The organism is Stenotrophomonas sp. TWI700, assembly GCF_039673645.1.
Classification (GTDB): Bacteria; Pseudomonadota; Gammaproteobacteria; order Xanthomonadales; family Xanthomonadaceae; genus Stenotrophomonas; species Stenotrophomonas maltophilia_AA.
This window is the reverse complement of record NZ_JBDJMB010000047.1, coordinates 1-13,079: the sequence shown is the minus strand read 5'-3', so window position 1 is coordinate 13,079 and position 13,079 is coordinate 1. Positions and strand designations below refer to the sequence as shown.

Genomic DNA, 13,079 nt, shown 5'->3' with positions numbered 1-13,079 from the left:
CGCCCCGCGCCCGCCACTCCCCGGCCGCGCGCGTGTTGACCCCGGGGGGGCGGGGGCGGTTAGCCCGAACCCGGACGGGTGGGCCGCCTGGTGGCGCCCCACGAGCCCCCATGGATGGGTTTACGGCGCGTCCAGGATCGGGCTGCCCGCCACGGACCCGCGCGATAGCAACCAAAGCGCCACGCCGCAGCAAACCGACCAAGACACCCCAAAGCCCCCGCCCCGCATGACCGTTTCGGCAGCACACGGTAAACTCCCCCGGTGAACACTCCTACCTATACCGCCCAGCAACTCGCCGAGCAGTTTGGCCTGCAGGTCCATGGTGATGGCAGCACTGCCATCCATGGCGTGGCTACGCTCGCCCATGCCGGCCCCGGCCAGCTCACCTTCCTGGCCAACCCGCGCTACCGCGCGCAGCTGGCCGACAGCCAGGCCGCGATCGTCGTGCTGCGCGCCGAGGATGCCGAGGCCGCGCCGGGCGCCGCCCTGGTCGCCAAGGACCCGTACACCACGTTCGCCAAGATTGCCGCCCTGTTCGACATCGCACCGCCGCGCGCCCCGGGCATCCACCCCAGCGCCTGCATCGATCCGGACGCACAGGTCGCCGCCAGCGCCCACATCGGCCCGTTCGTGACCATCGGCGCCCGCAGCGTCGTCGGTGAGAACTGCATCGTCGGTCCCGGCAGCATCATCGGTGAAGACTGCACCCTCGAGAACGGCTGCGAACTGATCGCCCGCGTAACCCTGGTCACCCGCGTCAAGCTCGGCAAGCGCGTGCGTATCCATCCGGGCGCCGTGCTCGGTGCCGACGGCTTCGGCCTGGCCATGGATGCCGGCCACTGGATCAAGGTGCCCCAGCTCGGCGGCGTGCGCATCGGCGACGACTGCGAGATCGGCGCCAACACCTGCGTCGACCGTGGCGCGCTGGAAGATACCGTCCTCGAAAACGACGTGCGCCTGGACAACCTCGTGCAGGTCGCCCACAACGTACAGATCGGCGCCCACTCGGCCATCGCCGGCTGCACCGGCATCGCCGGCAGCGCCAAGATCGGCCGCTACTGCCTGCTCGGCGGTGCGGTCGGCGTCGTCGGCCACCTGGAAATCTGCGACAAGGTCGTCATCACCGGCAAGTCGGTGGTGCGCAACTCCATTCATGAGCCGGGCGAATACTCCTCCGGCACCCCACTGACCGACAACCGCACGTGGCGTAAAAACGCCGCGCGCTTCAAGCAGCTCGATGCGCTCGCCCGGCGCATCCTGTCTGTGAGCAAGGAGAAGGAATGAGCAACAACCAGAATCTGCCGGACATCAACCTGATCCAGCAGTTGATCCCGCACCGCTATCCGTTCCTGCTGGTGGACAAGGTGATCTCGCTCGATTTCGAGAACCGGAAGATCGTCGCCACCAAGAACGTCAGCATCAACGAGCCGTTCTTCCAGGGCCACTTCCCGGGCCAGCCGATCATGCCCGGCGTGCTGATCATCGAAGCCATGGCGCAGGCCGGCGGCGTGCTGACCCAGCTCACCCTGGGCCGCGATGCGCAGTCCAAGCTGTTCTACATGGTCAAGGTCGACAAGGCCCGCTTCAGCAAGCAGGTCGTGCCCGGCGACGTGCTGGAGATGCACGTGGAGATCAAGCGCGTGATCCGCAACATGGCGGTGTACGACTGCGTGGCCAAGGTGGACGGCGAGATCGTCGCCTGCGCCGAAGTGCTGTGCGCCGGCACCCGCGAATGATCCAGGCAGGAGAACTGCAATGAGCGACAACGCCCCTCTCATCCACCCCACCGCGGTCATCGACCCGTCGGCGACGCTGGCTGCGGATGTGCGCGTGGGTGCGTTCTGCCTGATCGGCGCGGATGTGGAGATCGGTGCCGGCACCGAGATCGGTCCGCACTGCTCGATCCATGGCCCGACCCGGATCGGCCGCAACAATCGTTTCATCGGCCATGCCGCGATCGGTGGCGAGCCGCAGGACAAGAAGTACAAAGGCGAGCGCACCGAACTGGTGATCGGCGATGACAACGTCATCCGCGAATTCGTCACCATCAACCGCGGCACCGCCGGTGGCGGTGGCATCACCACGGTCGGCAACGACAACTGGATGCTGGCCTACACCCACGTCGCGCACGACTGCCACGTCGGCGACCACTGCGTGTTCTCCAACAACACCACGCTGGCCGGCCACGTCACCGTCGGCGACTACGTGATCATCAGCGGCTTCGCCGGTGCCCACCAGTTCTGCCGCATCGGCGCCCACGCCTTCCTCGGCATGGGTGCACTGACCAATGGCGACGTTCCGCCGTTCACCATGGTCGGCAGCGACACCCTGGGCCGCCCGCGCGGGATCAACAGCGAAGGCCTCAAGCGCCGCGGCTTCGATGCCGAGCGCATCGCCAGCATCAAGCGCGCCTACCGCACCCTGTACGTGGCCGGCCTGCCGCTGGCCGAGGCCAAGGTCCAGCTGGCCGAACAGGCCACCCACAGCGCCGACGTGAAGGACCTGCTGGACTTCATCGAAAGCGCCGAGAGGCCCCTGCTGCGATGACGGGTCCAGGCGGGCACACCCCGGGCATCACGACCGCCGAGATCATTCCGCTCGCCGCGATGGCGACCAGCGTCGAACAGACGCTGGCCCTGCGCACCTCCGACCGGCCGGTGCGAATCGCCCTGGTCGCCGGTGAAGCCTCCGGCGACCTGCTCGGTGCCGGCCTGGTCCGCGAACTGCGCCTGCGCTTCCCCAATGCCGAGTTCGCCGGCATCGGCGGCGATGCCATGCGCAGCGCCGGCTGCCAGACCTGGTTCGACGCCAGCGAACTGGCGGTGATGGGGCTGACCGAAATCCTCCGCCACCTGCCGCGCCTGCTCAAACTGCGTCGCGAGTTCCGCGCGCGTGCACTGGAGTGGCAGCCGGACGTGTTCATCGGCATCGACGCACCCGACTTCAACCTCGGCGTGGAGCGCTGGCTGAAGGACCGCGGCATCCGCACCGTCCACTACGTCAGCCCCTCGGTCTGGGCCTGGCGCGAAAAGCGTGCCGAGAAGATCGGTGCCAGCGCCGACCTGGTGCTGTGCCTGTTCCCGATGGAACCGCCGATCTACGCCAGACACGGCGTCGATGCCCGCTTCGTCGGCCACCCGATGGCCGATGACATCCCCCTGCACAACGATCGCGAAGAAGCGCGTGCCGAGCTCGGCCTGCCCTCCAACGCGAAGGTGCTGGCGGTACTGCCCGGCAGCCGCCTGGGGGAAATCAGCAAGCTCGGCGAACCGTTCTTCGAAGCCGCCTGGCAGGTTTCCGAACGCATCCCCGGCCTGCACGTGGTGGTCCCGGCCGCCAACGCCGCCTGCCGCCAGCTGATCAGCGAACAGCTCTCCGCCTCGGCCCTGCCGGTCGCGCACTCGCACCTGCTCGACGGCAACGCGCGTACCGCGATGATCGCCGCCGACGTGGTCGTGCTCGCCTCCGGCACTGCCACGCTGGAGACCATGCTGGTCAAACGCCCCATGGTGGTCGGCTACCGCGTCGCCGAACTGACCTACCGCATCGTCAAGGCGCTGGGCCTGCTCAAGGTCGACCGCTTCGCCCTGCCCAACATCCTGGCCGGCAAGGACCTTGCCCCGGAACTGATGCAGCACGACTGCACGCCGGACAAACTGGCCGCCGCCATCCTGCAATGGTTCGACCACCCGCAGCGCGTGATCGATCTGCAGGGCACCTACGAGCGCCTGCACCTGCAGCTGCGCCGCGATGCCTCCGCACGTGCCGCCGATGCCGTCACCGACCTGCTCGAACGCGGCCCCCACCGCAACCGCGCCGCATGAGCCGCCGTCACGCCGCAGCCGCCTCGCTGGCCCTGTTCGACGGCGCTGCCCTGGCCACCGTCGCCCCGCGCTACGTCGCCGGCGTCGATGAAGCCGGCCGCGGCCCGCTGGCCGGCCCGGTCGCCGTCGCCGCCGTGGTGTTCTGCCCCGACCGCCCGCGCCTCAACGGCCTGGACGACTCCAAGCAGCTCACCGCCGCCCGCCGCGACCAGCTCTACGACAGGATTCTCGACCGCGCCCTGGCCTGGCACGTGGTGATGGTGGACGTCGGCGAAATCGACGCCCTCAACATCTACCAGGCCACGATGCTCGGCATGCGCCGCGCCGTCGAAGGCGTCGCCCACGTCGCCCAGTTCGCCCGCATCGACGGCAACGTCGTCCCCAAGGGCCTGCCCTGCCCGGCCGAGGCGCTGATCGGCGGCGATGCTCTCGACCGCGCCATCATGGCCGCCTCGATCCTCGCCAAGGTCAGCCGCGACCGCTTCATGCAGTCGCTGCACGATACGCACCCCGAGTACGGCTTCGACCAGCACAAGGGCTACGGCACCCCCGCCCACCTCGCGGCCCTGCGCAGCCACGGCCCCTGCCCCCAGCACCGCCGCAGCTTCGCCCCCGTGCGCGCGTGCCTGGACGCCGACCGCAGCAGCGTTCCGGCCTGAGTGATGCCATTGCCGGACACAGCCCGGCACGGCCCCAGCGCATGACGGCTGCGACGGGAAACCTGAACCCCACCGCCAGCCCGCGCCCCCGCAACACCCCTGTCAAGCCTTGTTCGCGTGCACCGCCACGGCTACCCTGACCGGGCATCACATTGGTTCGGCATGTCCACTTCCCGTTTCGTACATCTCCACGTCCACACCGAATTTTCGCTGGCGGATTCGACCATCCGTGTCCCGGCGAAGCCGGATCAGGCTGACCCGAAGAAAGCCAAGCAGGCCAACCTGCTCAGCCGCGCGGTCGAACTGAAACTGCCTGCCCTGGCCGTGACGGACCTCAACAACCTGTTCGCGCTGGTCAAGTTCTACAAGGCCGCCGAGACCGTGGGCATCAAGCCCATCGCGGGCGCCGACATCATGATCGCCGAAGAAGGCATGACGCCCTGGCGCATGACCCTGCTCTGCCGCGACCGCGAAGGCTACCTCAGCCTCTCCAGGCTGCTCACCCGCGCCTGGATGGAAGGCCACCGCCCCGAAGGCGGCGTCGCCGTCCACCCGGACTGGCTCAAAGCCGGTTGCCACAACCTGTTCGCATTGGCCGGGCGTGACAGCCTCGCCGGCCGCCTCGCCGGCGACGGCCGCCACGACCTGGCCGAGCAACAGCTCGCCGACTGGCAGCGCGTGTTCGGCGATGGCCTGCACCTGGAGCTGACCCGTACCGGCCGTGACGGCGAAGAAGCCTTCAACCAGTTCGCCCTGCAGGCCGCCGGCCAGCGCGGCCTGCCGGTGATCGCCAGCAACGACGTGCGCTTCCTGCAGCCGGAAGACTTCAACGCGCACGAAGCGCGCGTCTGCATTTCCTCCGGCCGCGTGCTGGACGATCCCAAGCGTCCGCGCGACTACAGCGACCAGCAGTACCTCAAGTCCGCCGAGGACATGTGCGCGCTGTTCGCCGACATCCCCGACGCGATCGACAACACGCTCGCGCTGGCCGAACGCTGCAACATCGAAATGCGCCTGGGCACGTACTTCCTGCCCAACTATCCGGTGCCCGAGGACGAAACCCTCGACAGCTGGATCTGCAGCGAATCGCGCAAGGGCCTGGAAGCACGGCTCGAAAAGAACCCGCTGGCACCGGGCAAGACCCGCGCCGATTATTTCGAGCGCCTCGAATTCGAACTGGCGACCATCATCAAGATGGGGTTCCCGGGTTACTTCCTGATCGTGGCCGACTTCATCCAGTGGGGCAAGAACCAGGGCATTCCGATCGGTCCGGGCCGTGGTTCCGGTGCCGGCTCGCTGGTGGCCTGGGCGCTGCAGATCACCGATCTGGATCCGATCCCGTACAACCTGCTGTTCGAGCGGTTCCTCAACCCCGAACGCGTGTCGATGCCCGACTTCGACATCGACTTCTGCATGGACCGCCGCGACGAAGTCATCGACTACGTCGCGCGTAAATACGGACGCGACCGCGTCAGCCAGATCATCACCTACGGCACCATGGCGGCCAAGGCCGTGGTGCGCGATTCCGGCCGCGTGCTGGGCTTCCCGTACGGCCTGGTCGACGGCGTTTCCAAGCTGATCCCCAACATCCTGGGCATTTCGCTCAAGGATGCGATGGGCGAAGGCAAGGATTCGGAAATGGCCTCGCCGGAGCTGATCCAGCGCTACCAGAACGAAGACGACGTCCGCGACCTGATCGACCTGGCGCGCCAGCTCGAAGACCTCACCCGCAACGCCGGCAAGCACGCCGGTGGCGTGGTGATCGCGCCCGAACCGCTGGCCGAATTCTGCCCGCTGTTCGCCGAACACGACGAAGGCGGCCGCGGCCGCAACCCGGTCACCCAGTTCGACAAGAACGACGTCGAAGAAATCGGCCTGGTGAAGTTCGACTTCCTCGGCCTGCGCACGCTGACCATCATCGACTGGGCGGTCAAGGCGATCAACAAGCGCCATGAGCGCGCCGGCATCCCGCCGGTGGACATCACCGCGCTGCCGCTGGATGACGTGCCCACCTACAAGGACATCTTCGCCAACGGCAATACCGGCGCGGTGTTCCAGTTCGAATCCTCGGGCATGCGCCGCCTGCTGAAAGACGCGCGTCCCGACCGCTTCGAAGACCTCATCGCGCTGGTGTCGCTGTACCGCCCCGGCCCGATGGACCTGATTCCCTCCTTCAACGCGCGTAAGCACGGGCAGGAAGAAATCATCTACCCCGATCCGCGCACCGAAGCGATCCTGAAAGACACCTACGGCATCATGGTGTACCAGGAGCAGGTGATGCAGATGGCGCAGATCGTCGGCGGTTACTCGCTGGGCGGCGCCGATCTGCTGCGCCGTGCGATGGGCAAGAAGGTGCCGGCCGAAATGGCCAAGCACCGCGAGATCTTCCGCGAAGGCGCGGCCAAGGACGGCGTCGTCGAAGCCAAGGCCGACGCGATCTTCGACCTGATGGAGAAGTTCGCCGGCTACGGCTTCAACAAGTCGCACGCTGCCGCCTACGCGCTGGTCAGCTACCAGACCGCATGGCTCAAGCGCCATTATCCGGCCGAGTTCATGGCCGCGACGCTGTCCTCGGACATGGACAACACCGACAAGGTGGTCGGCTTCCTCGCCGAAGTGCGCAACCTCGGCCTGACCGTGCTGCCGCCGCGCGTGAACGAATCGGCGTACATGTTCGAAGCCTCCAGCGCCGACACCATCGTGTACGGCCTGGGCGCGATCAAGGGCGTCGGCCAGGGCGCCTGCGAAGCGATCGTGGAAGAACGCCAGCGTGGCGGACGTTATGCGTCGCTGCTGGATTTCTGCATGCGCGCCGAATCCGGCAAGCTCAACCGCCGCACGCTGGAAGCGATGATCAACTGCGGCGCGATGGACGGCCTCGGCAAGAACCGCGCCTCGCTGATGCTGCAGCTGCCCGAGGTCCTCAAGGCCACGGACCAGATGGCGCGCGAAAAGGCCTCCGGCCAGAACTCGCTGTTCGGCGCGCCCGATCCGGTCAGCACGGCGATGCAGCTGGAGCTGCCCGAAGCCAAGGAGTGGGCGCTGGGCCAGCTGCTGGAAGGCGAGCGCGAAACGCTGGGCTTCTACCTCAGTGGCCATCCGTTCGATCCCTACGCCGACGACGTCAAGGAACTGGTCGGTACCGACCTGGGCAAGCTGGAGAAGTTGATCCCGCCGGCGCGTCCGAGCAAGGACGGTGAGAAGCGCGCCTGGCGCCAGGAAACCCCGGTGATCCTCGCCGGCCTGGTGGTCGGCGTGCGCCGCAAGGGCGAAAGCCAGATCTTCATGCAGCTCGAAGACGGCAAGGGTCGCGTCGAATGCAGCGCCTTCACCGATGGCCTGGCCGAGTTCGGCCACCTGATGACCAAGGACCGCATCCTGGTGGTCAAGGGCGGCCTGCGCGAAGACGAATTCAACGGCGGCTACGCGCTGCGCATCCGCCAGGTCTGGGATTACGAAGACATCTGCGCGAACTACGCCACGCGCCTGTCGCTGCGGGTGGACTTGCGCCAGGACGGCGCGGTGTGGAACCGCATCAACGCCCTGCTCGACCGGCATCGCCCGGGCCGCACGCCGCTGCGCCTGGACCTGCTGCTCGGCTCGGAGCAGGGCCCGGTGGCCGGCATGCTCGACGTCGCCGGCGAGATCGCCGTGCGCGTGGACAGCCAACTGGTCGACGCCCTGCGCGCCGATCCCGCGGTACGCACGGTGAAGGTGCGCTACAGCCCGCCGTGGGCGAACTGATCTTTTTTTCTGTTGCAACACAGGTGTTTTGTTTTGATCAAGCGTTTTGCCGTGCTGCTGAGTGCAGCCGTCGCCATCACCGGCTGCTCCGGCCCCGCCCAGACCTTCGAGATCGACAATCCGGGCGCCACGCCACTGACCCTGCGCATCGATGGCAATGAACTGCCGATCGCCGCGCACGCCTCGCGGCCGGTCAAGCTCAAGCCGGGTGAACATCATCTGCAGACCGAACAGCTGGGCGACGTGCGTTTCATCGTCTACGCCAGCGGCAAGGGTGGGTTGATCAACCCGACCCTGGCCGAGTACGTGATCGCCAACGAGATCTACGTCACCGGCGAGGACAAGCTGCAGCACTTCGGCAGCCTGAAGAACCAGATCGCGCTGGGCGGCGTGACCTTCGAAGGGCCGTACCAGGCCACGCATGACCTGTTCATCGACCAGGCCTGGAGCTTCGGCGTCCGCGAGCCGTTCCCCGAGGTCCAGACCGTGTCCCACGTGGACGCCAGCGGCGGCCGGATCAACGCGAAGATCTTCACCGCCCCGGATTTCATCGCCTACGTCGAAGCAGGCATGGGCCAGCCGGGCGCTTATGCGCGCCAGCAGCCCAAGGGCTACATGGCCCCCGTCTACACACTGGATGCCGCGCCGACCGCCCTGCCCGCGCTGGATCCGGCCTTCGAAGCCCATGCCGGCCCACTGCGCGAGCTGTACAGCCGTTACCTGCAGGCCACCACCGCCGATGCGCAGCTGCAGCTCCAGCAGGAGGCCTTCCAGGCCCAGATGGCGTTCACCGCCGCGACCGCCACGCTGGGCTCGGGCCTGTCCAAGGAGGCCAACGAGGGCTACAACACCTTCGTGCGGACCCGCAGCACGCTGATGGGCAGCGCGGCGCTGGTCGTCCCCTGACCTGACTGGCGCCCTTGGCCCCGCTGCGCTACCGTCGGTTTCCAGACGACGGCGTACGGGGCTTTTCGGCGCATTCGGCTACACTTTCCCTCTTTTCTTCACGACGGTTTCCGATGAATCCGAACTACCTCGACTTCGAGCAACCCATCGCTGATCTGGAGGCGAAGATCCAGGAACTGCGCAGCGCCAGCGCCGGACCTGCGGTCAATGTCGAGGCCGAGGTCCATGCCCTGCAGGACAAGCTGCGGGTGCGCACCGCGCAGATCTTCCGCAACCTGACCTCCTGGCAGGTGCTGCAGCTGGCCCGGCATCCGTCCCGCCCGTACACCGAGGACTACATCCGCATCATCTGCGATGAGTTCCAGGAACTGGCCGGCGACCGCGCCTTCGCCGACGACAAGGCGATCATCGGCGGCCTGGCCCGCATCGGTGGCCGCTCGGTGATGCTGATCGGCCATCAGAAGGGCCGCGACACCAAGGAAAAGATCAAGCGCAACTTCGGCATGCCCAAACCGGAGGGCTACCGCAAGGCGCTGCGCCTGATGAAGATGGCCGAACGCTTCGGCCTGCCGGTGCTGACCCTGATCGATACCGCCGGCGCCTGGCCGGGCATCGACGCCGAATCGCGCGGCCAGTCCGAAGCGATCGCGCGCAACCTGATGGAAATGGCCGAACTGAAGGTGCCGGTGGTCTGCACCGTGATCGGTGAAGGCGGCTCGGGCGGCGCACTGGCACTGGGCGTGGGCGACCGCACCGTGATGCTGGAATACAGCGTGTACTCGACCATCAGCCCGGAAGGCTGCGCCTCGATCCTGTGGAAGGACCCGGCCAAGGCCAAGGACGCCGCCGAACAGCTCGGCCTGACCGCCCCGCGCCTGAAGAGCCTGGGCCTGGTCGACAAAGTCCTGCGTGAGCCGACCGGTGGCGCCCACCGCAATCCCAACCAGATGGCCAAGCGCCTCAAGGCCGTGCTGCTCAACGAGCTGGACGTGCTGGAGAAGCTGCCTGTCGATGAGCTGCTGCAGAAGCGTTACGAGCGCCTGCGCAGCTACGGGACCTATGAAGTGGCCTGATCAGGCTGCGGCACAGACGAAGAGCCGGACGCGCAAGCGCCCGGCTTTTTTTTCAGAACGGCTTGGCGATCACCAGCCAGACCACGCCAATGAACAGCACCAGCGGCAGTTCGTTGAACCAGCGCAGCGCGCGCGAGGACGGCAGCACCCTGCCCTTGACCGCGCCTTTCAGCAGCCGCCCGGTCCACGAGTAGTACACCAGCAGCAGCACCACCAGGCCGAGCTTGGCATGCAGCCAGCCCGCCGCCCCGGGCGCGACCATGGTGGGGAAATCCGGAATCACGCGGTAGCCCAGCCACAGCACCAGGCCCAGGATCAGCGCGAGGCCGAACATCATGTGGCCGAACCGGTACAGGCGCAGGCCCATCAACTGCAGCCGCTCGGTCACCGGCAGCTGCCCGGCGGTCTCGCTGAGGTTGACCAGGATCCGCGGCAGGTAGAACACCGCCGCCATCCACGCCACCACGAACAGCAGATGGAAGGTTTTGACCCAGTAGTAACTCTGCATGCGCTTGCTCCCGCGGCTGGCGTAGGTTGGCCGCCATTCTCGCACGCCCGGTAGAGACACCCCACGGGTGGCTGACGCGACCCATCGCCACACCCCAACGACGCATCCACGCGCGTCACGCCGTACGATAGGCGCCGCTTCCACCCACGTGCACAACCTCCATGGACAAGACCTACGACGCCGCCTACTTCCAGCGCTGGTACCAGCCTGACCAGACCGGTGGCGCCGCGCGCCTCGCGCGCAAGGTGGCGCTCGCGGTGGCCAGTGCCGAGTACTACCTGGAACGGCCGATCCGCAGCGTGCTCGATATCGGCTGCGGCGAAGGTGCCTGGCGTGCCCCGCTGCTCAAGCTGCGGCCGCGCGTGCAATACCTGGGGTTCGACAGCAGCGATTACGCGGTCCACCGCTACGGCCGCAGCCGCAACCTGCACCCGGCCAGGGTCGGCGATTTCGCGTGGCTGCGCCCGTGCGCGCCGGTCGATCTGCTGATCTGCTCGGACGTGATGCACTACGTGCCCAGCCGCGAGCTGCGCCCGGCACTGGAGGGCTTCGCCGAACTGACCGCCGGCGTTGCCTTCCTGGAGGCGTTCACCGCCGAGGACGACTTCGACGGCGACCACGAGGGCTTCCAGGCGCGCCAGGCCCGCTGGTACCGCAGCCAGCTCAAGCGCGTCGGCTTCACCGCGTTGGGCTCGCACTGCTGGCTGTCCCCGGCACTGGCCGGCCATGCGGCCGCGCTGGAACGCGGCGCACCCTGAGTCTCCATAACAATTGAGACAGGCGCCGCATTAACGCGCCCGCGCGACGGGTGCGCTATGCTGCGCGGCAACATAAGACCATACATATTGGACGTCATGCTATATCAGCTGCATGAGTTGACCCGCAACCTGCTCGCCCCGTGGGTGCACCAGGCCCAGGCCAACGCGAAGTTCTTCGCCAATCAAGGTCACTGGTGGTCACAGATGCCCGGCGCGGATCGCCTGGCCGCTGTGAACGAGCTGTTCCACCGCATCGGCAAGGATTACGAGAAGCCCGAGTGGGGCATCAACGAAATCGACGTCGAGGGCGAGCGCGTGCCGATCGTCGTCCACGAAGAGATCAGCAAGCCGTTCTGCAAACTGCTGCGCTTCAAGCGCCACAGCAATGAAGCCGACCAGCTGCACACCATGCTCAACCAGCCGTTCGTGCTGGTGGTGGCGCCGTTGTCCGGTCACCACGCCACGCTGCTGCGCGATACCGTGCGCACCCTGCTGCGCGACCACCGCGTGTACGTGACCGACTGGGTCGATGCGCGCATGGTGCCCGGCAGCGAAGGCGAGTTCGGGCTGGATGATTACATCGCCTATGTGCAGGAATTCATCCGTCACCTCGGTGCGGAGAAGCTGCATGTGGTCAGCGTCTGCCAGCCGACCGTGCCGGTGCTTGCCGCCGTCTCGCTGATGGCCAGCCGGGGCGAAACCACGCCGCGTTCGCTGGTGATGATGGGTGGCCCGATCGATGCGCGCTGCAGCCCGACCGCGGTCAACAACCTGGCCACGCAGAACCCGATGTCGTGGTTCGAGAACAACGTGATCCACACCGTACCGGCCACCTTCCCGGGTGCCGGCCGCCGTGTGTATCCGGGCTTCCTGCAGCATGCGGGATTCCTGTCGATGAACCCGAGCCGCCATTTCAGTTCGCACTGGGATTTCTATGCCGACCTGGTCAAGGGCGACATGGAAGATGCCGACGCGCACCGTCGTTTCTACGACGAGTACAACGCCGTGCTCGACATGCCGGCCAAGTACTACCTCGACACCATCCGCGTGGTTTTCCAGGAGTTCCTGCTGCCGCGCGGCGAGTGGTACGTGCAGGGTGAACGCGTGGATCCCACCGCGATCACCGGCACTGCGCTGCTGAGCATCGAAGGCGAGCTGGACGACATCGCCGGCCTGGGCCAGACCGAAGCCGCGCAGGCACTGTGCACCGGCATCCCGGCCGCGCATCGCGAACATTTCATCGTCGAAGGCGCCGGCCACTACGGTATTTTCAGTGGCCGCCGCTGGCGCGAAACGGTCTACCCGAAGGTGCGCGATTTCTTCGCCGCCCATGCGCAGACCGTGGCCAGCAAGCCGAAGAAGGCCGCGAAGATCGCGAGCAACGTCACGCCGCTGCGCCGTAAAGCGGGCTGAGCGATCCGTACCGACCAACGGTCGGTACCTGCAGCGCCGGTAGAACGCTTGACGAACGCCGCCCGACTCCGGGGGGCACGCTGTGGGTAGTGCCGGCCGCGGGCCCGCGGGGCTTTAAAACAGCCGCCTGGGGAGCCCGCCCGCGGCCCGGCCGACCGGCTCCGACGGTTGTGCCGCGCCCGGAGGGGACCACC

Annotated in this window: 10 protein-coding genes and 1 pseudogene; 10 read left to right on the top strand and 1 reads right to left on the bottom strand. The window is 67.2% G+C overall.

The window, feature by feature from the left end:
- Window positions 1-261 precede the first annotated feature (261 nt).
- The 8 genes and pseudogenes from lpxD (at window position 262) to ABE473_RS18315 (ending at window position 10,206) form a co-directional block, all read left to right on the top strand.
- Window positions 262-1,284: a UDP-3-O-(3-hydroxymyristoyl)glucosamine N-acyltransferase gene (lpxD, locus tag ABE473_RS18350; RefSeq protein WP_121041474.1), complete on the top strand. Its 1,023-nt coding sequence runs from the start codon at window positions 262-264 to the stop codon at window positions 1,282-1,284.
- Window positions 1,281-1,736, top strand: a complete 456-nt coding sequence (fabZ, locus tag ABE473_RS18345; protein ID WP_179459384.1) for a 3-hydroxyacyl-ACP dehydratase FabZ — start codon at window positions 1,281-1,283, stop codon at window positions 1,734-1,736. The genes lpxD and fabZ overlap by 4 nt, the downstream gene beginning before the upstream one ends.
- A 19-nt stretch (window positions 1,737-1,755) precedes the next feature.
- The gene (lpxA, locus tag ABE473_RS18340; protein WP_346490483.1) at window positions 1,756-2,547 is read left to right on the top strand and encodes an acyl-ACP--UDP-N-acetylglucosamine O-acyltransferase; all 792 of its coding nucleotides are present in this window, start codon (window positions 1,756-1,758) and stop codon (window positions 2,545-2,547) included.
- Between the two features lie 104 nt (window positions 2,548-2,651).
- Window positions 2,652-3,824: pseudogene (gene lpxB / locus ABE473_RS18335) on the top strand (lipid-A-disaccharide synthase); the annotation flags it as partial.
- Window positions 3,821-4,483, top strand: a complete 663-nt coding sequence (locus ABE473_RS18330; protein WP_346490482.1) for a ribonuclease HII — start codon at window positions 3,821-3,823, stop codon at window positions 4,481-4,483. The pseudogene lpxB and the gene ABE473_RS18330, both read left to right, overlap by 4 nt.
- 162 nt (window positions 4,484-4,645) lie before the next feature.
- Window positions 4,646-8,227: a DNA polymerase III subunit alpha gene (gene dnaE, locus ABE473_RS18325; protein ID WP_346490481.1), complete on the top strand. Its 3,582-nt coding sequence runs from the start codon at window positions 4,646-4,648 to the stop codon at window positions 8,225-8,227.
- Between the two features lie 33 nt (window positions 8,228-8,260).
- Complete coding sequence (locus ABE473_RS18320; RefSeq protein ID WP_176989971.1) at window positions 8,261-9,133, top strand: hypothetical protein; 873 nt, start codon at window positions 8,261-8,263, stop codon at window positions 9,131-9,133.
- A gap of 113 nt (window positions 9,134-9,246) precedes the next feature.
- Complete coding sequence (locus ABE473_RS18315; RefSeq protein WP_088434036.1) at window positions 9,247-10,206, top strand: acetyl-CoA carboxylase carboxyltransferase subunit alpha; 960 nt, start codon at window positions 9,247-9,249, stop codon at window positions 10,204-10,206.
- Between the two features lie 52 nt (window positions 10,207-10,258).
- On the opposite strand, the gene ABE473_RS18310 is transcribed toward ABE473_RS18315, so the two are convergent.
- Window positions 10,259-10,714 (bottom strand): CopD family protein, encoded by a 456-nt coding sequence (locus ABE473_RS18310; RefSeq protein WP_176989973.1) that lies wholly within the window; start codon window positions 10,712-10,714, stop codon window positions 10,259-10,261.
- A gap of 161 nt (window positions 10,715-10,875) precedes the next feature.
- Between ABE473_RS18310 and ABE473_RS18305 the strand changes: the two genes are divergently transcribed.
- Together ABE473_RS18305 and phaZ are read left to right on the top strand one after the other, a co-directional pair.
- Window positions 10,876-11,472 carry a class I SAM-dependent methyltransferase gene (locus tag ABE473_RS18305; RefSeq protein WP_346490480.1) on the top strand — a complete coding sequence of 199 codons (597 nt, stop codon included), beginning with the start codon at window positions 10,876-10,878 and terminating at the stop codon, window positions 11,470-11,472.
- Between the two features lie 57 nt (window positions 11,473-11,529).
- Window positions 11,530-12,885, top strand: coding sequence for a polyhydroxyalkanoate depolymerase (gene phaZ / locus ABE473_RS18300; protein ID WP_176989975.1), 1,356 nt, complete (start codon window positions 11,530-11,532; stop codon window positions 12,883-12,885).
- Window positions 12,886-13,079 lie beyond the last annotated feature (194 nt).